The organism is Massilia rhizosphaerae (assembly GCF_016093545.1).
Classification (GTDB): domain Bacteria; phylum Pseudomonadota; class Gammaproteobacteria; order Burkholderiales; family Burkholderiaceae_D; genus Telluria; species Telluria rhizosphaerae.
The window spans coordinates 24,507-41,826 of the sequence record NZ_JADKYX010000021.1 but is presented as its reverse complement, the minus strand read 5'-3'; the positions used below and the strand labels follow the sequence as shown (position 1 = coordinate 41,826).

Sequence of the window (17,320 nt, the reverse complement as noted above, 5' to 3'; positions counted from 1 at the left end):
TCGACGCATGGTGGGCGGAGGGCCGCCCACCCTACATCGCGGCGGCCATCGTGGAATCGTTGACGGCCCCCTGCGCCATCGCGTCCGACAGCACCTGCCCCACGACGCCGTCGATGGCCAGCACCCGCGCGCCGCCGTCGTTCAGGGCCACGGCCAGCTTGTCGGCCGCCAGCGAGAACGCCTCGCGCCGGCCGGCGCCGGAGAAAATGAACAGCGTGCGCAGCGGGCTCACCCACGCCAGCTTGACCTTGCGCACGCTCTCGCCCGAGCGGAATTCCAGCCACATGCCCCGCTCCAGCCCGTCGACGGCGGACACCTCGGCCGCCCGCGCCGCCGCCTGTTCGGCCGCCGCATTTTCCAGCTCGACGCGGCGCAGCGCGTCCTGCTGGGCCGCCAGCGTGGCCAGCTCCAGCTGGCGCTCGGGCGACAGCTCGATGGGCGCACGCACGATCGCCGCGTGGTATTCCGCCAGGCGCGCGAAGAATTGCAGGCGTTCCGCATCCTGCCACTTGATCGCGTCCAGCCATTTGTTCAGCGTCGCGAGCAGCCGCGGCAGCCGCGCGATCAAGGCCTTGCGCTGCTCCTGCGTGGCCTTGGGCTTGACGCTCCAGATCAGGTCGTCCATGACCCGGGTGGCGTTGCCGACGGCGCCCGGGCGCGCATCCTCGATCGTGTGGGCGAAGGTCAGCACCGTCGTCCAGCGCTGCTCCAGGAAGCCGCTGACGACGTCGACGACGTCGCCGGCGCGCACGCGCAGCGCCACGGCGTCGCGCGCCTGGCGTGCGGCCACCTCGTGCTGTTCCTGCTTGATGGCGCTGGCGACGGGGGCGGCCAGCGCCGCTTCCTGCGCGGACTCGTCGGCCGCGATGCTGGCTTCCAGCTCGGCGACGGCGCTGGCGAACGCATCCGGCTTGGCCTCGCCCGCGCGCGCGACGCTGCGCTGCATGGCCTGGAACAGCGGGTCGTTGGCGTTCTGGCGCTGCTCCCAGCCGACGCGCGACATCAGGTCGACGAGACGGCGCGCCGGGTGCGCTTCCTCGTAGAAGAAATTCTTGTCGAGCAGCGCCGCCTTGAGCACGGGCACTTGCAGCAACTGCAGCAGTTCGCGCGTGCGCGGCGGGATGCTGTCGTCCAGCAGCACGGTTTCGAACACGCGCGACAGCAAGTCCAGCGTGCGCTCGTCGCCGCGCGGCAGGCTGCCCTGCGGCAAGCTCTGCTTGAGACGCGGCAGGTAGAACACGTTCTGCGCCTGCCCGCCGGGCGCGTCTTCCGGCGCCGCCTGTGATGCCTGCGACGCCTGCATCAGGGTCGGCTCGATGCGCGTCAGCAAGTCCAGCAGCGGCGCCGCGCCCTGGGCCTGCGCCAGCGCGCCGCGCACGGCGGCGGCCCAGCCGGCCTGGGCGGGATCGAGTGCGGCGCCCGGCTGTGCGTGCGTGCCGGCCGGCGCGGCGAATCCCGGTGCCGGCTGGGCGCCGGGCGCCGTGGCGGCCGGACCGGACGCCGCCGGCGCCCCGGCAAACCCGGCCGCCCCACTGGGCCGCCAGCCGCCGTTGCCGGACGGCAGGCCGGGCAGATCCGGGATCAGGGGCACGCCATCGTCGCCGCCGTCGTCGCCGAACAACTTGCGCAATTGGTCGGCGAGGGCCGCGCGCTGGCCCGCACGGGCCGCTTTCGCGGCGGCCGCGTCGTCCGTCTTCTGGATGCGGTAGGCGTCGACGGAACCCGGCTGGCCGCCCTTGCGCAAGGCGGCGGCGAGCGCGTCGAACAGGGGCGCGAAGTCGAACACGATGTCCGGGCGCAGCAAGGTCAGGATGAGGCCGTGGGACTCGGCTTCCGGCTCGAACTCGCGCCACGTCTCTTCGAGGGCGCCGAGGAAGACTTCGGGGCGGAACGGGTTGCTGTCGGCGCGCAGCACGCCGCGTCCGCACAGCATGCCGAGGCGCACGGACAAGGTGGCGAGGGCGTCGGCATGGGCGATGTCGAACGGCCGGGCCAGTGCACCCAGTGCGAGCCGGTTGTCCATTTCTTCGAGCGGGACGAGGCTCAGCGCGGCCGCGGGCGGGCGCTTGGCCGCGGCTTGCGGAAGCAAGCGGTCGAGTTCGCGCCGCAGCGCCAGCTCGATCGCGCCGGACGCCAGGTGGAAGAAAGCGTAGGCGTTGTCCTTGAGCTGCCGGGCGGATTTGACGCGCCGGTAGACGTCCTTCGGGTCGCCCTGCTGCTGGCCCACGTCGCCCAGCGCCGCGGCCATGCGGGCCGTCATCGCGCTCAAGTGTTCCTTGACGTAGCCGGCCGCGATGCCGGCGAGCGCATCCAGCGTCGCCTGCTGCGGCGACGCGGCCTTGGGCATTGCCGGCGACTGGACGTGGCTGGAGGACATGGTGGTCGTGGAAAACGGGTATCACTCTATTGTGGCACATAATTTCCAAGTGGCAATGGAAATCGATGACCCGCCGCCATTTCCCGTATTGACGCGGCGCCGCCGGGTCGGCGGCAGGAAAAATGCTTATGCTATTGAAGGGCGATCCTGACGGCGTAAAACGCTATGTTGCGCCGCAAAATTCGGTTGCCGGCGAATAAGAATATGCGATTCCCATCGAGGAGTAGAACATTATTGCTTTCGAAATGCGTCTTGTCCTACAACAGCTCAAGAGGTGATCCGATACCCGTTCAATTGCCGGGCTCGCATCATTGCAACACCGAAATCGCTACCGAACATCACTGCTTGGTAGTGATTTACGGTAAGCAAGACATCTCCATTATTGAAAGGAATGATCATGGCTTCGAACAAAAACTCTTCGCGCTCGGGCAACCAGGGCGGCACCCACGAGCAACACGTCAAGGCCGGCCAGCAAAGCCACAAGAACGACGGCAACAAGCAGTCGGGCTCCGGCTCCGGCTCGCGTTCGGGCGGCTCGAGCGGCATGCGCGGCGGCACCCCGGAGCAGCACGCCGAGGCTGGCCGTCAGAGCCACAAGAACGACAACAAGCGCTGATCGCGGCGCACGCCGGGCGGCGCCGATTTCCGGGCATCGCCGCGAACGGTAGCGACACAGGAAGTACGGAAAGAGCCTGGGGCGGGACGACCGCCGCAGGCTCTGTCTGTTTATGCGGTGCGTCAGATATTGCGCAGGTAGGCGCCCTTGGGCGGCGCGAAGTCGACGATGTCGTGGATGAGGCCCGCCGCCTTGGCGTCGCGCGCGTTCAGGTGCAGGTCGCCGTACTGGTGGATGCCCCACTGCTCCGGGGTCAGCTCGACGTGCTTGCGCAGGATCGACTCCGTGCGCGCGTCGTCGGCGCGCAAGCCTTCGACGATGATGTTCAGCGCATCCGGACGCGAACCCGGCGAGGCGGTCGCATGCGATTTGTGGATCATGAAGCGAGCCGTCTCACTCGCATAGCGCTGCTTGCCCGCCAGAAACAGGATCACAGCGATCGACGCGACGGCGCCGCCGTTGTACGTGATGCAGTTGACGGGCGCGTTGGCCAGGAAGTTGTACAGGCACAGGCCGTCGCTCACATAGCCGCCGTTCGACTGAACGAGGATGTGGGCCGTTTCGATGCCGTCGTCGTTCATGCCCGCCACCGCCTCGAAGACGCGATGCACCATGTCGCTGTTCACGTCGCCGGACAGGGTGAAGTACCCTTCCTTCTGTTTTGCTTGATCTTCGCTCATAGTGGGATCTCTTCTGTCGCAAGGGTCGTGAGGCAAGTGTAACAAAACCCGTCCGCAGGCCCATGTAGCCGCACTGCAATAGTGTGCGCCCTCTGCCGCGCCGCCGGCACCGGTGCCCGGATTGACTTCCCGTCACCACTGACATAGACTTCGCAGTCTTGACCGGGAGAGCGCAGCGCAGGCTGCCGCCGAAGGGGCATTACCCAAAAACTCTCAGGCAACCGGACCGGTCGAGGGCTGCCGCGCGAGAAGCGCGGCGGACCAACTCTGGAGAGCGGCCATTTGGCCCACCGAAGGGGCAGGCGGAGCGCGAATGACATGCGCCCGCTATCTCTCAGGTACCGAGGACAGAGGGGTGCGAGAGCATGCGGCCACCCGCGTGCACGACCCCATTTTCTGCCGAGGAACCATCCATGACGCTCAAAGCGACCCCGCTCAATTCCGTACACCGTGCCCTCGGGGCCAAGATGGTCGACTTCGGCGGCTGGGACATGCCGGTGAACTACGGCTCCCAGATCGAAGAACACAATGCCGTGCGCGCCGACGCCGGCATGTTCGACGTGTCGCACATGTGCGTCGTCGACCTCAAGGGCGCGAACGCGCGCGGTTTCCTCCGTGGCCTGCTCGCCAACAACGTCGACAAGCTGCAGGCGCCGGGCAAGGCGCTGTACTCGTGCATGCTCAATCCGCAGGGCGGCGTCATCGACGACCTGATCGTCTACTACTTCTCCGAAGACTGGTTCCGCCTCGTCGTCAATGCGGGCACGGCCGAGAAGGACATCGCCTGGATCCGCCAGCAGAACGACGCGACGGGCAGCGGCCTGTCGATCACCCCGCGCCGTGCCGACCTCTCCGCCGACGGCATCGCGCTCGTCGCCGTGCAGGGCCCGAACGCCCGCGCGAAAGTGTGGCAGGTCGTGCCGCAGACGCAAGCCACGTCGGAAGGCCTGAAGCCGTTCAACGCCGCGATCGTGCACGACACCCCGTTCGGCGAACTGATGGTCGCGCGCACCGGCTACACGGGCGAGGACGGCTTCGAGATCGGCGTGCCGGCCGGCCAGGTCGAGGCGCTGTGGAACGCCCTCGCCGCCGCCGGCGTGAAACCGGCCGGCCTCGGCGCGCGCGACACGCTGCGCCTGGAAGCGGGCATGAACCTGTACGGCCAGGACATGGACGACAATGTATCGCCGCTGGACGCCGGCCTCGCCTGGACCGTCGACCTCGTCTCGGAACGCGATTTCATCGGCAAGGCCGCCCTGCAGCAGCACGGCCAGACGCAGAATTTCGTCGGCCTGATCCTGCGCGAAAAAGGCGGCATCCTGCGCGCCCACCAGAAGGTCGTCGCGTCTTCCGGCAATGCCGGCGAGATCACGAGCGGCACGTTCAGCCCGTCGATGCAGCAGGCGATCGCGCTGGCGCGCGTGCCGCTGGACGTCGCCGTCGGCGACACGGTCCACGTGGAAATCCGCGACAAGAAACTGGCGGCATCCGTCGTCAAGCTGCCGTTCGTGCGTAACGGCAAGATCCTGGCTTCCTGATCGAACAACACTATACTTACCGCACCATCCATCACTACGGAGTTACGCACATGAACATCCCAGCCGACCTGAAGTACACCGAGTCCCACGAGTGGGTCCGCCAGGAGGCCGACGGCACCCTGACCGTGGGCATCACCGAATATGCGCAGGACGCCCTGGGCGACATCGTGTTCGTCGAACTGCCGCAGGTCGGCAAGACCTTCACGGCCGGCGACGACGCCGCCGTCGTGGAATCCGTCAAGGCCGCCAGCGACATCTACGCGCCCGTGTCGGGCACCATCACCGCCGTGAACCAGGCGACGGCCGACGCGCCGGATTCGATCAACGCGGACGCCTACGCGGCCTGGCTGTTCAAGCTGCAGCCGTCCGATCCGTCCGCCTACAACAACCTGCTCGACGCGACTGCCTACGGCAAGACGACCGAGGGCTGATCGTCGTGCGCAGGCGCGCCCGCGCGGCGCGCCTGTCGTTTTCCTGCCGCCCGCAGCCCGCAGCTCACGCCTTACCCACTTTTTCTGTGCCCATCATGACCCGCACCAGCCTGACCCAACTCGAAGCACGCGATGGCTTCATCCCGCGCCACATCGGCCCGTCCGCATCCGAACAGGCGGCCATGCTATCCGTCCTCGGCTACGCGTCGCGCGCCGAGCTGATCGACGCCGTCGTTCCCGCCAACATCCGCCGCAAGGACGAGCTGGACCTGGGCCAGTTCTTCGAGCCGCTGCCCGAGCAGGCCGCGCTCGCGAAGCTGAAAGGCATCGCGGCGCAGAACAAGGTCATGAAGTCGCTGATCGGCCAGGGCTATTACGGCACGCACACGCCGCCCGTCATCCTGCGCAACATCTTCGAAAACCCGGCCTGGTACACGGCATACACGCCGTACCAGCCGGAGATCTCGCAGGGCCGCCTGGAAGCCATCCTGAACTTCCAGCAAGTCATCACGGACCTCACCGGCATGGGCATCGCCAACGCGTCGATGCTGGACGAAGGCACGGCCGCCGCCGAAGCGATGACCCTGATCCAGCGCGTCGGCAAATCGTCGTCGAAAGTGTTCTACGTCGCCGACGACGTGCTGCCGCAGACGCTGGAAGTCGTGCAGACCCGCGCCAAGCCGATCGGCGTCGAAGTGCGCACCGTCGCCGCCGCCGACATTGAAAATCTTGCGGAAACCTGCTTCGGCGTGCTGCTGCAATACCCGGGCGTGAACGGCGACGTGCGCGACTACCGCGCGGCCGTGGAAAAACTGCATGCGGGAGGCAGCATGGTCGTCGTCGCGGCCGACCTGCTGGCGCTGACCGTGCTCACCCCGCCGGGCGAATGGGGTGCCGACGTCGTCGTCGGCAACAGCCAGCGCTTCGGGGTGCCGCTGGGCTTCGGCGGCCCGCACGCGGGCTACCTGGCCACGCGCGACGAGTACAAGCGCAGCATGGCGGGCCGCCTGGCGGGCGTCACCATCGACGCCCAGGGCAACCCGGCCTACCGCCTCGCGCTGCAGACGCGCGAACAGCACATCCGCCGCGAGAAGGCCACGTCGAACATCTGCACGGCGCAGGTGCTGCTGGCCGTGATGGCCTCGATGTACGCCGTCTACCACGGCCCGCAAGGCCTCGCCCAGATCGCCCGCCGCGTGCACCGCTACACCGGCATCCTGGCCGCCGCGCTGCAGGGCCTGGGCTTCCAGCTCGCGAACGACACGTATTTCGACACCTTGACCGTCATCGCCGACAATGCCGACGACATCCACCGCGCGGCCAACGACAACGGCGTGAACCTGCGCCGCATCGACGCGCGCCACGTGGGCATCTCGCTGGACGAGACGATCGGCCGCGGCGACATCGCGCTGCTCGTGAAGATCTTCGGCGGCGCGGCGGACGCCATCGACTTCGACACGCTCGACAAGGACGCGCAGGACGCCTGGCCGGCCGGTCTGGCCCGCACGAGCGCCTACCTGACGCACCCGACGTTCAACCGCTACCACGCCGAGCACGAGATGCTGCGCTACCTGCGCGCACTGGCCGACAAGGACCTGGCGCTCGACCGCACGATGATCCCGCTGGGCTCGTGCACGATGAAGCTGAACGCGACGTCCGAGATGATCCCGGTCACGTGGCCGGAATTCTCGGACATCCACCCGTTCGCGCCGAGCGACCAGACGGTCGGCTACACGGAGATGATCGCCCAGCTGGAAGCCATGCTGTGCGCCGTGACGGGTTATGCGGGCGTGTCGTTGCAGCCGAACGCCGGTTCGCAAGGCGAGTACGCGGGCCTCTTGATCATCAAGAAGTACCATGAATCGCGCGGCGAAGGCCACCGCAACATCTGCCTGATCCCGTCGTCCGCGCACGGCACGAACCCGGCGTCCGCCAACATGGTCGGCATGAAGGTCGTCGTGACCGCGTGCGACGCCAACGGCAACGTCGACCTCGTGGACCTGAAGAAGAAGGCCGAGGAACACAGCGCCAACCTGGCGTGCGTGATGGTCACCTACCCGTCCACGCACGGCGTGTTCGAGGAAGGCATCAAGGAACTGTGCGAGATCGTGCATGCGCACGGCGGCCAGGTCTACGTCGACGGCGCCAACATGAACGCGCTGGTCGGCGTCGCGGGTCCGGGCCTGTTCGGCGGCGACGTCAGCCACCTGAACCTGCACAAGACCTTCTGCATCCCGCACGGCGGCGGCGGTCCGGGCGTGGGTCCGGTCGCGGTCGCGGCGCACCTCGTGCCGTTCCTGCCGAACCAGGCATCGACCGGCTACCAGCGTAACGAAGCCGGCATCGGCGCCGTCAGCTCGGCCGCGTACGGCTCGGCGTCGATCCTGCCGATCTCGTGGATGTACATCGCGATGATGGGCGCGGAAGGTCTCACCGCCGCGACGGAAACCGCGATCTTGAACGCGAACTACATCGCGCGCCGCCTGGCGCCGCACTACCCGGTGCTGTACACGGGCCACGACGGTCTCGTCGCGCACGAGTGCATCATCGACCTGCGCCCGCTGCAGGACGCCACCGGCATCAGCAACGAGGACGTGGCGAAGCGCCTGATGGACTTCGGCTTCCACGCCCCGACGATGAGCTTCCCGGTGCCGGGCACCCTGATGATCGAGCCGACCGAGTCGGAATCGAAGGCGGAGCTGGACCGCTTCATCGAGGCGATGATCTGCATCCACGCCGAGATCGTGAAGGTGGAGCGCGGCGAGTACGACCGCATGGACAACCCGCTCAAGGGCGCGCCGCACACGGCGGAAGTCGTCACGGCGGACGACTGGCAGCACACCTATTCGCGCGAAGTGGCCGCCTTCCCGGTGCCGTCGCTGCGCAAGAAGAAGTACTGGCCGCCGGTCGGCCGCGCGGACAATGCGTACGGCGACCGTAACCTGTTCTGCGGCTGCGCGCCGATCGAAGACTACGAGTAAAACGCGACGTTTGCGTGCCGCCCGGCGTTCCGCGTGGGCGGAGGGCCGCCCACCCTACGTTCTACGGTTTCCCGAGGGTCCTTAGTTGCTCCTCGACCCACCCTTGCCCCGGCTGCTGGCCAGCCGGAGATAAGGCCTGCCGGCCCTGCCGGGACGCAGCGCATGCGTCCCCGGCGGGGCCGCGTCGTTTGGCGTGACCTGCACGGCTTCGTCGAGGCGGAACGCCGCCACCGTGCGCGCGAGTCCCAGCGCCTGCTGCTGCAGCGAGCGCGCGGCCAGCGCCGCCTCTTCCACCATGCGCGAGCCCTGCTGCGTGAGCTCGTCCATGCGCACGATCGCCTGGGCGGCGCCGGCCAGGTCGCGCGCGCGCGCGCCGCTCGCGCTGCCGATGCCGTCGACGAGCCGGGCCATGTCTTCCACCGCACCCGCCAGGCCGGCCATGGTGGCGCCGGCGTGGACGACGCTCGCGCCGCTGCCGTCGATGACCGCCACCGTTTCGCGCGCGAGCGTGCGCGCCTCGCGCGCGGCGCGGTAGGCGCGCCGGGCCAGCGCGCGCGCTTCGCGCGCACCGCCCTCCGCATCCGGCGCGACGCTGCCGGCCCGCGCCAGCGTGCCTTCCAGCGCAGCGCCGATGCGTTCCATGCGCACGGCCGCGCGCCGCACCTGCTCCAGGGTTGCCGCCACGCGGTGCACCATCCCGCTGCCCTCTTCCGCGACAGCCCCGGCGCGTGCGGCCAGCGCGTCGGCCGCGCGCGCGCCGGCGGCGCTGTCGCCGAGGGCCGCCGCCAGCGCCTGCATCGACGCCGTCGTGCGCTCCAGCGCCTCGCGCACGTGCGCGCGCGGCGGCATGCCGGCCCGGCCCAGCGCGATCTCGCGCGACGCCGCGCCGATCGAACGGGCCGAGTCCAGCACGGTGCGCAACTGCCCGTTCAGGCCGCGGATGCCGGCGTCGAGCAGCCGCGCCGTCTGGGCGATCTCATCGTCGCCGTAGGCGCGCGCGCGGATCGTCAGGTCGCCGCTGGCCAGGCCGGTGGCGGCCGCGCCGATCGCGCCGATATCGGCCAGCAGCGCGCGCCGCACCGCCATCGTGATGGCCAGCGACGCGGCGACCGCCAACGCGATCGCCACCGGCATCAGGATCGCGATCAGGCGGAAATCGTCGGCCGCGTCGCTGGACGCCTGCTCGGACAGCGCCTGCTCGCGCCGCGCCAGTGCCGTCAGGCGCCCGGCGACGACGGCGAACGCGCGCTCCGCCTTGACCATCGCGTTGGCGCCGATCGACGGGTCGATACGGGCCATTTCGATGACATCCCCCACGACGGGCACGTATTGCGCCCACGCGGCGCGCGCCTGTTCGACGTCGCGCTGCTCGTCGGGATTGTCGGCCGTCCGGCGTGCCAGCTGGGTGAGCCCGAGGTCGACGGCGGCCTGCTGGGCCTGCAGGTCGAGCGCGAGCGGATCGACGCGGAACCGGGGAAAGCTGCCGCTGATCCAGGTCAGCACCTGGTACGCCTCGGCATGCGCGCTGCGGGCCGACGCGGACAGCTCGGCGGCGGCCCGCATATTCGCCGTGCGGCGCTGCACGATGCTGTCGAGCGAGTCGTTCTGGCGTACCATCGCGTAATAGGCACCGCAGGAGAGGAGCACGAACAGCACCAGCACGACGCCGGGCGCCAGCAACAGCTTGGGGCCGATGCGCAGACGGGCCAGCATGCTAGCGCAGGCTCCGGTGCTGCGAATCGCGGGGGAATGCGGGTGTCATGGTCTCCTCCTGGCTGAGCCATATTTCCGGCGTGCATTAAGTGAATGTACGCCGTCCGAGAGGCTGTCCCTTGTGATGGGTCAAGCCTGCAACCGTGTAGGGAGATTGGATGAGACGTAAAAGCGTGGGTGCATTGCTGTCGGCCCTGGTGTTTCCCGGCGTGGGCCAGTACTACCTGGGGCGGCGCATGCGCGCCCTGCTGTTCCTGGCGCCGGCCGTCGCGGCGGGGATCCTGTACTTCAATTTCGCGCTGGGCGAAGCGAATACGATGGCGGACCAGCTGCTGAGCGGGAAGGTGGCGGCGGATCCGGCGGCGATCGAGGCGCAGCTGGCAAGCGCGCCGACGCCGGTCAGCGTGACCCTGGCGGAGATCGTGTTCGTCGTGTGCTACGTGGGGAGTATCGCGGAGGCGCTGGTCGTCAAGCCGCAGGTGTGAACGCGTGCGGCTGGTGGGCATTTGAGGCCGGGGGCCTCAAATGAAACGTGCCCACCACGCATGCCGCGGCGTTAATCGAGCTTGGCCGCGTGCTCGCGCGTCGCATGGAACTGCAGCTTGGGCCAGCGCTCCTGCGTGAGCCGCAGGTTGACGCCCGACGTCGCGAGATACGCCATGTTGCCGGCCGCATCGTAGGCGACGTTGTGCGCCAGCTGCGTCTCGAAGTCGGACAGGGACTTCTTGTCGTCGCTGGACACCCAGCGCGCGCTGCTGATGCTCGCGCTCTCGAACACGGCGTCGACGCCGTATTCGTTGAGCAGGCGGCTCGCCACGACCTCGAACTGCAGCACGCCCACGGCGCCGAGAATCAGGTCGCTGCCCATCACCGGCTTGAACACCTGCACGGCGCCCTCCTCGCCCAGTTGCTGCAAGCCTTTGTGCAACTGCTTGGTCTTGAGCGGATTGCGGATGCGCACCGTGCGGAACAGTTCCGGCGCGAAGTACGGGATGCCCGTGAACGTCAGCATCTCGCCTTCCGAGAAGCTGTCGCCGATCTGCATGTTGCCGTGGTTCGGCAGGCCGATGATGTCGCCCGCGTAGGCCTCCTCGACCTGCTCGCGGCTGGACGCCATGAACGTCACGACGGACGACAGCTTCACGTCGCGGCCGAGGCGCAGGTGCTTGACCTTCATGCCCTTCTCGAACCGGCCCGAGCACACGCGCAGGAACGCGATGCGATCGCGGTGCGCCGGGTCCATATTGGCCTGGATCTTGAAGACGAAGCCGGAGAACGGCTGCTCGTCCGGATGCACGGCGCGCACCGTGGCGTCGCGCGCGCGCGGGGCCGGGGCCCAGTCGATCAGCGCCGACAGGATCTCGCGCACGCCGAAGTTGTTGATGGCGGAACCGAAGAACACGGGCGTCTGCACGCCCGACAGGAAGCGTTCCAGGTCGAACGGATGCGACGCGCCATGCACCAGCTCCACTTCCATCTTGAGCTGTTCCATCTCGAGCGGGAACATCTCGGTCAGGCGGGGATTGGCTATGCCCTTGATGATCTCGTAGGCGCCGTCGGCCTTCTCTTCGCCGGCCTTGAACAGCATGACTTCGTCGTTCAGCAGGTGGTACACGCCGCGGAAGTTCTTGCCCATGCCGATCGGCCAGGTCACCGGCGCGCACTCGATCTTGAGCACGGATTCCACTTCGTCGAGCAGCTCGAGCGGGTCGCGGGTTTCGCGGTCGAGCTTGTTCATGAAGGTGACGATCGGCGTGTCGCGCATGCGGCAGACGTCGAGCAGCTTGATGGTCTGCTCTTCCACGCCCTTGGCCGCGTCGATCACCATCAGCGCCGAGTCGACGGCCGTCAGCACGCGGTAGGTGTCTTCCGAAAAGTCCTGGTGGCCCGGGGTGTCGAGCAGGTTGATGACGTGGTCGCGGAACTCGAACTGCATCACTGACGACGCCACCGAAATGCCGCGCTGCTTTTCGATGTCCATCCAGTCCGACGTCGCATGGCGGCCGCTCTTGCGGCCCTTGACGGTGCCGGCCAGCTGGATCGCGCCCGAGAACAGCAGCAGTTTTTCGGTCAACGTCGTCTTGCCGGCGTCGGGGTGGGAAATGATGCCGAAGGTGCGGCGGCGCGCGACTTCGCGCGCGATCGTGGCGGCCGGCTTGCTCGCGGAGGGAGCGTCGGCGGCACTCTGGGTGTCGGTGATGATTGCGTCGGTTTCGTTGGACATGGTCTCGCCCTGGGGCGCTTGCAAAACTCTCGATTTTACCGGGTTGAGCGTACCTTGTGTGAATCAATTCCCGTCGCACCGGAGGCGCGCGGTGTAGGAGCATTCGGGCGTCGGCGTTAAGGAAAGGCAAGCCCGGGGGCTTCGTCGGGCGCATGGATGTGGCGAAATGCGCCGATACGGCTGGGCATTCAAACGTTTTAGTGCCGCCAAGCCATTGTCGTATTGACAAAAAATAGCCCCGACCGAAAGTTTCTCTCTAGTAGGACTGGACTGACAAAACATCATGCATGGAGCCTACATGGGGGCGACAGCTAGTCTTATGTTCGGCAAGAGACTATGGCATTAATGTACACACATCGCGATGAGGAAACCCATCCAAGCAAACGCCCCAGTGATGTATGTCAGAGATAACGAGGACAATATGAATAACGCCCAACTCGGTAGCGCCGCCCAGAAGAAAGCGCAATCGGTGAATCAGATCCCCTCGACCAGTGAAGAAATCAAACTGGCCGCCCGGCCGGTCGTCAGCTACAGCGGCACCCAACAAAACGAGTTGCTCGCGGCCCTGCCGCGCCAAGACCTGGAATCCCTGTTCGAGCACCTGGAACTCGTTCCACTGCCCTTCGGCAAGGAACTGTTCGAATACGGCAGCAAGCTGGAATACGTCTACTTCCCGACGACCGCCATCGTTTCCCTGCTCTACGTCATGGAAGACGGCGCCACGACGGAAATCGCCGTGGTGGGCCATGAAGGCGCCGTCGGCGTGTCGCTGTTCATGGGCGAGCGCGCCACCTGCAGCGCCGTCGTCCAGAGCGCCGGCTACGGCTACCGCCTGAAAACCCAGTACCTGCGCGACGCCTTCAACAAGGGCGGCGCCCTGCCGCAGCTGCTGATGCGCTACACCAATGCGCTGTTCGCCCAGATGGCCCAGAACGCCGTCGGCGGCCGCCACAGCTCGATCGAGCAAAAGCTGTGCCGCTGGCTGCTGGACCGCCTGGACCGTTCGCCGAGCAATGAACTGAAAGTGACCCAGGAACTCATCTCGATCATGCTGGGCGTGCGCCGCGAAAGCATCACGGCCGCCGCCGGCAAGCTGCAGGACGAAGGCCTGATCCAGTACCGCCGCGGCAATATCACCGTGCTGAACCGCCAGGGCCTGGAAGACTATGCGGGCGAGTGCTACAAGGTCGCTAAAAGCGAGTACGACCGTTTGCTGTCGGATGTATCGCGCGCATGAGCGTCGCGGTATCCCGGCCCGCCGCCACCGGCGATTCGGCCTGGGCAGCGCGCAATTGTTGATGTAATCGATGGACCGCCACGTCGGCTTGTTCCGCTCCGGTATCGCCTGAGGACGCCTCGGCCCCGCGCACCGACAGCGCCGCAATATCCAGGGTACCGCTCGACGCGGGCCCACCGGCCTCGGCCCCCGGCACCACCACCGGAACGCAGGCGTGGACAGTGGTTCCGATCCCGTTCACGCCGCGATCCACCCGCAGCGTCCCTCCCAGCAGCAGCGCACGTTCGCGCATCCCCAGCAAGCCATGCGACTTCGGCCGGCGCATCGCGTCCGGCGGAATGCCGACGCCGTCGTCGCTGACTTCCAGGGTGAACGCCTCGCCTTCGCGAGCGAGGTGCACGACGACGTGGCGCGCCTGCGCATACTTGGCGACATTGTTCAGCGATTCCTGCGCGATGCGGAACAATGCGATCGCCTGCGTGGGGCCGGCGCCGTCGACGTCGCCTTCGATCAGGGCCTCGCAATCGACGCCCGTCGTGCGGCCGAAATCGAAGCAATAGCTCTGCAGCGCCGCCGACAGGCCCAGGTTGTCGAGCAGGCTCGGGCGCAAGTCCTCGACGATGCGGCGCTTCAGTTCCACGGTTTCGATCAGCACGACCCGGGCACGGGCCAGGGTGTCGGCCTGCTCGGGGTGCGTCGCCTTCAGGCGGTCGCCGACGGTCGCCAGGTGCATGCCGATGGCCGTCAGGTTCGCGCCCATCTCGTCGTGCAGTTCGCGCGCCAGTTTCGCCTTTTCTTCTTCCGAGACGCGGATCAGGTGACGCGACAGGACGGAAAGCTGTTCCGTGCGCTCCGCCACGAGCGATTCGAGGTGGTCATTGGTCTGCTGCAGCGCGCGCTCGGCGTCGAGGCGGGCGCGGAAGCCGCGCCGGATCAGGTTATAGAACAGCACGAGCACGACGAGCGCCGCCATGTTGATGCCGAGCCCGCGCAGCGCGGCCAGCTTGTAGCGGTCGTAGAACGCCCGGCTTCCCGCCGCCAGCAATTCGTTCTGCTCGCCCGTCATGATCACGACCTGCAGGCGGATCTCGTCCATGTGGGTCTTGTCTTCCTGGGCTTGCGAGATGGCGACGATATCGGCGAGGCCGCCGTGGCGATACACGTCCAGGCCCTGGTTCATCAGGTTGATGCGGCGAATGACGAGGTTTTGCAGCTGGCCCAGGTTCTTCAATTGCGAGGGATTGTCGGCCAGCAGCGTCTTGAGCGCGTCGAACTGCCCGTTCAGCTCACGCTCGGCCGTGCGCAGCGGGCCGAGATAGGTGTCCGAGCCGGACAGGTAATAGCCGCGCAGACCGCTTTCCGCATCGGTCACGAGCAGGTTCAGGTATTGCAGCTTGGCCGTCACCCGATCGGCCTGCGCCTGGCGCGCGTTGGCAGTCTTCAGCCCATCCAGGTTGCGAACCAGGCTCACGCCGTTGAGGACCAGGATCAGGACGCACACGACACACAGCAGGGTCTGGTACAACGGAAGGCTGCGAACCGGCCTGAACTTGGGGTCGGTGGTGAAATACATCCTCGGTCGTTCCTTTCGCGCAGCTTGGCCTGTCCGAGTCATTATAGACTGGGAAAAGTTGCCATGGAGTTCGATTCGGCTTGCGGACGAGGAAATGTGGCGGCGTGACGACGCGCAATTAACAATTCTACATAGCAAATGACAGAATTGCTACATATGTTGCAGGCTCATCGGGCAGCCGCGCACGGTGCGCGACGGCCTGATGAACCTGCCCCGCTCAGTCGAGCAGGTTGTTTTTCATGGCGTAATACGTCAGGTCGCTGTTCGACTGCAGCCCCATCTTTTCCATGATGCGAGTACGGTAAGTCGAGACCGTTTTGATCGACAGCGACAGGGCATTGCCGATGTCGGACACGGTCGCCCCCTTCGCCAGGCGCAGGAACACCTGGAATTCGCGGTCCGACAATTCCGTGTGCAGCGCGGTGTTCGGATCGCGATCGAAACTCTGGGCCAGCAACTCGCCGACCTGCGAGCTGACGTAGCGGCGGCCCTGGTACACGGTACGGACGGCCGTCTTGAGTTCGTCCGCGTCGCATTCCTTGTTCAGGTAGCCATTGGCACCCATTTTGAAGAGATTCAGCGCATACTGCTGGGCCGGATAGCCGGACAGGATCAGGACCGGCAGATTGGGCTGGCCCTGGCGGATCGTGCGCAGGATATCGATGCCGCTCTGGTCGGGCATGGCGATGTCCAGCAGCAGCACGTCGCAGATCTCGCGGCGTGCGATGTCGAGGGCTTCACGTCCGGTCGCGCCTTCGGCAACGACTTCGAACTCGCCCGACGACGAGAAAATCTGTTTGAAACCTGCTCGAACTATCTGGTGATCGTCACAAATGGCAACGCGTATCATTGTCTTCCCTTAAGTTTTCCCGATACAGGAAAGAGCCGAGGCTGACACCTCACGCCTCCGGTCAGGTCATGCGTTTGAGTCAGCAAACCGCAAGTGACATTTTAGCACCTCCGGGGGGCAGAACAACAGGAGCGCACGCCTGAGCTGGCTGCGTTGACGGCTACGCGTTTTGCGAGCCCGTCAGGCTGCCGACGACCCGTTCTTGAGCAGGGCGAGAATCGCGTGCAGCTCGGCACGCAGCAGCTCCGGGGCGATGGTCGGCACGGCCGGCGGTGGAGGTTCCGGCAACGCTTCGGCGTCGTGCTGGCTCCGCCCATCCAGGCGGTTGCGGGCACCGCTGATGGTGAAACCCTGCTCGTACAGCAGTTCGCGGATGCGCCGGATCAGCAGCACTTCGTGGTGCTGGTAATAGCGGCGGTTTCCACGGCGTTTGACCGGTTTAAGTTGGGTAAATTCCTGTTCCCAGTAACGGAGCACATGCGGCTTGACCCCGCACAATTCGCTGACTTCGCCAATCGTGAAATAGCGCTTGGCCGGGATCGGCGGCAGCACGGTCGGTTCCATCTTGTTCGGTCGGTCGTTCATTGCTCACATGCCGTTACGGCTTTATCAAGCGGCCCGCGCCAGCGAAGGGTTGCCGGGGCTGCGCGGGCTGCCCGGATTGGCCTCTTCGACCATACCCTTGAGTTTCTGGCTGGCGTGGAACGTCACGACGCGGCGCGCCGTGATGGGGATTTCCTCCCCGGTTTTCGGATTACGGCCGGGGCGCTGGGGCTTGTCGCGCAACTGGAAGTTGCCGAAGCCGGACAGCTTGACCGCCTCGCCGCGCTCGAGCGCATTGCGGATTTCGTCGAAGAACGTCTCGACCATGTCCTTGGCTTCGCGCTTGTTCAGGCCGACCTGCTCGAACAGCAGTTCGGCCAGCTCCGCCTTGGTCAGGGTCGGCAACTCCTTTTCCGCTTCCTTCCGTACCCGGGCCACCTGCATCGCGCGATGCAAGTCGGCGGCCAGCGCTTCCTGGAGCACGGCGGAATCCACGTCATTATTGTTAATTTAAGCCACCTTCAAGTTCTGGATGTGGTGGGGGCTCGATAAACCTG

General features: G+C 66.6%; 14 protein-coding genes and 2 riboswitches. Of the genes, 6 read left to right on the top strand and 8 right to left on the bottom strand.

Going from position 1 to position 17,320, the window contains the following annotated elements:
- Positions 1-31 precede the first annotated feature (31 nt).
- A complete protein-coding gene (locus ISF28_RS24700) occupies positions 32-2,377 on the bottom strand; it encodes a DUF1631 family protein (RefSeq protein ID WP_198119830.1) in 2,346 nt (781 codons plus the stop codon).
- 397 nt (positions 2,378-2,774) lie between these two features.
- Here ISF28_RS24700 and ISF28_RS24695 point away from each other — a divergent pair, with 397 nt between their 5' ends.
- Complete coding sequence (locus ISF28_RS24695; protein WP_198119829.1) at positions 2,775-2,993, top strand: hypothetical protein; 219 nt, start codon at positions 2,775-2,777, stop codon at positions 2,991-2,993.
- Between the two features lie 122 nt (positions 2,994-3,115).
- Here the strand turns inward: ISF28_RS24695 and ISF28_RS24690 are convergent, their stop codons facing one another.
- Positions 3,116-3,673, bottom strand: coding sequence for an ATP-dependent Clp protease proteolytic subunit (locus tag ISF28_RS24690; RefSeq protein ID WP_198119828.1), 558 nt, complete (start codon positions 3,671-3,673; stop codon positions 3,116-3,118).
- A gap of 153 nt (positions 3,674-3,826) precedes the next feature.
- A riboswitch (glycine riboswitch) is annotated at positions 3,827-3,912 on the top strand.
- An 18-nt stretch (positions 3,913-3,930) separates the two neighbouring features.
- A riboswitch (glycine riboswitch) is annotated at positions 3,931-4,034 on the top strand.
- A 52-nt stretch (positions 4,035-4,086) separates the two neighbouring features.
- On the opposite strand from ISF28_RS24690, the gene gcvT reads away from it, so the two are divergent.
- The 3 genes from gcvT to gcvP all read left to right on the top strand — a co-directional run bounded on the left by gcvT (position 4,087) and on the right by gcvP (position 8,623).
- The gene (gene gcvT, locus ISF28_RS24685) at positions 4,087-5,211 is read left to right on the top strand and encodes a glycine cleavage system aminomethyltransferase GcvT (RefSeq protein ID WP_198119827.1); all 1,125 of its coding nucleotides are present in this window, start codon (positions 4,087-4,089) and stop codon (positions 5,209-5,211) included.
- A 50-nt stretch (positions 5,212-5,261) separates the two neighbouring features.
- The gene (gene gcvH / locus ISF28_RS24680) at positions 5,262-5,642 is read left to right on the top strand and encodes a glycine cleavage system protein GcvH (protein WP_198119826.1); all 381 of its coding nucleotides are present in this window, start codon (positions 5,262-5,264) and stop codon (positions 5,640-5,642) included.
- 95 nt (positions 5,643-5,737) lie between these two features.
- A complete protein-coding gene (gcvP, locus tag ISF28_RS24675; protein WP_198119825.1) occupies positions 5,738-8,623 on the top strand; it encodes an aminomethyl-transferring glycine dehydrogenase in 2,886 nt (961 codons plus the stop codon).
- 81 nt (positions 8,624-8,704) lie between these two features.
- On the opposite strand, the gene ISF28_RS24670 is transcribed toward gcvP, so the two are convergent.
- Positions 8,705-10,336: an MCP four helix bundle domain-containing protein gene (locus ISF28_RS24670; protein ID WP_198119824.1), complete on the bottom strand. Its 1,632-nt coding sequence runs from the start codon at positions 10,334-10,336 to the stop codon at positions 8,705-8,707.
- A gap of 158 nt (positions 10,337-10,494) precedes the next feature.
- Here ISF28_RS24670 and ISF28_RS24665 point away from each other — a divergent pair, with 158 nt between their 5' ends.
- Entirely contained in the window at positions 10,495-10,821 is a 327-nt protein-coding gene (locus ISF28_RS24665; RefSeq protein WP_198119823.1) for a hypothetical protein, read from the top strand.
- Between the two features lie 71 nt (positions 10,822-10,892).
- Here the strand turns inward: ISF28_RS24665 and ISF28_RS24660 are convergent, their stop codons facing one another.
- A complete protein-coding gene (locus ISF28_RS24660) occupies positions 10,893-12,560 on the bottom strand; it encodes a peptide chain release factor 3 (RefSeq protein WP_198119822.1) in 1,668 nt (555 codons plus the stop codon).
- A gap of 421 nt (positions 12,561-12,981) precedes the next feature.
- On the opposite strand from ISF28_RS24660, the gene ISF28_RS24655 reads away from it, so the two are divergent.
- Complete coding sequence (locus ISF28_RS24655; RefSeq protein ID WP_198119821.1) at positions 12,982-13,797, top strand: Crp/Fnr family transcriptional regulator; 816 nt, start codon at positions 12,982-12,984, stop codon at positions 13,795-13,797.
- Here the strand turns inward: ISF28_RS24655 and ISF28_RS24650 are convergent.
- The 4 genes from ISF28_RS24650 to ISF28_RS24635 form a co-directional block, all read right to left on the bottom strand.
- The gene (locus ISF28_RS24650) at positions 13,751-15,370 is read right to left on the bottom strand and encodes a CHASE3 domain-containing protein (RefSeq protein WP_198119820.1); all 1,620 of its coding nucleotides are present in this window, start codon (positions 15,368-15,370) and stop codon (positions 13,751-13,753) included. The two genes, ISF28_RS24655 and ISF28_RS24650, sit on opposite strands and share 47 nt — an antisense overlap.
- Before the next feature lie 217 nt (positions 15,371-15,587).
- Positions 15,588-16,220, bottom strand: coding sequence for a response regulator (locus ISF28_RS24645; protein ID WP_036228513.1), 633 nt, complete (start codon positions 16,218-16,220; stop codon positions 15,588-15,590).
- Positions 16,221-16,400: 180 nt separating this feature from the next.
- Entirely contained in the window at positions 16,401-16,805 is a 405-nt protein-coding gene (locus ISF28_RS24640) for a MerR family transcriptional regulator (protein ID WP_198119819.1), read from the bottom strand.
- 24 nt (positions 16,806-16,829) lie between these two features.
- Entirely contained in the window at positions 16,830-17,207 is a 378-nt protein-coding gene (locus tag ISF28_RS24635; RefSeq protein ID WP_198119908.1) for an integration host factor subunit alpha, read from the bottom strand.
- Between the last annotated feature and the right edge of the window lie 113 nt (positions 17,208-17,320).

What these genes read in the sequence shown, in the direction of transcription:
- gcvP (WP_198119825.1), top strand. Translation starts at nt 5,738, where the DNA reads ATGACCCGCACCAGCCTGACCCAACTCGAAGCACGCGATGGCTTCATC.
- ISF28_RS24695 (WP_198119829.1), top strand. Translation starts at nt 2,775, where the DNA reads ATGGCTTCGAACAAAAACTCTTCGCGCTCGGGCAACCAGGGCGGCACC.
- gcvT (WP_198119827.1), top strand. Translation starts at nt 4,087, where the DNA reads ATGACGCTCAAAGCGACCCCGCTCAATTCCGTACACCGTGCCCTCGGG.
- ISF28_RS24665 (WP_198119823.1), top strand. Translation starts at nt 10,495, where the DNA reads ATGAGACGTAAAAGCGTGGGTGCATTGCTGTCGGCCCTGGTGTTTCCC.
- ISF28_RS24640 (WP_198119819.1), bottom strand. Translation starts at nt 16,805, where the DNA reads ATGAACGACCGACCGAACAAGATGGAACCGACCGTGCTGCCGCCGATC.
- ISF28_RS24670 (WP_198119824.1), bottom strand. Translation starts at nt 10,336, where the DNA reads ATGCTGGCCCGTCTGCGCATCGGCCCCAAGCTGTTGCTGGCGCCCGGC.
- ISF28_RS24655 (WP_198119821.1), top strand. Translation starts at nt 12,982, where the DNA reads ATGAATAACGCCCAACTCGGTAGCGCCGCCCAGAAGAAAGCGCAATCG.
- ISF28_RS24660 (WP_198119822.1), bottom strand. Translation starts at nt 12,560, where the DNA reads ATGTCCAACGAAACCGACGCAATCATCACCGACACCCAGAGTGCCGCC.
- ISF28_RS24690 (WP_198119828.1), bottom strand. Translation starts at nt 3,673, where the DNA reads ATGAGCGAAGATCAAGCAAAACAGAAGGAAGGGTACTTCACCCTGTCC.
- ISF28_RS24650 (WP_198119820.1), bottom strand. Translation starts at nt 15,370, where the DNA reads ATGTATTTCACCACCGACCCCAAGTTCAGGCCGGTTCGCAGCCTTCCG.
- ISF28_RS24700 (WP_198119830.1), bottom strand. Translation starts at nt 2,377, where the DNA reads ATGTCCTCCAGCCACGTCCAGTCGCCGGCAATGCCCAAGGCCGCGTCG.
- gcvH (WP_198119826.1), top strand. Translation starts at nt 5,262, where the DNA reads ATGAACATCCCAGCCGACCTGAAGTACACCGAGTCCCACGAGTGGGTC.
- ISF28_RS24645 (WP_036228513.1), bottom strand. Translation starts at nt 16,220, where the DNA reads ATGATACGCGTTGCCATTTGTGACGATCACCAGATAGTTCGAGCAGGT.
- ISF28_RS24635 (WP_198119908.1), bottom strand. Translation starts at nt 17,207, where the DNA reads ATGCAGGTGGCCCGGGTACGGAAGGAAGCGGAAAAGGAGTTGCCGACC.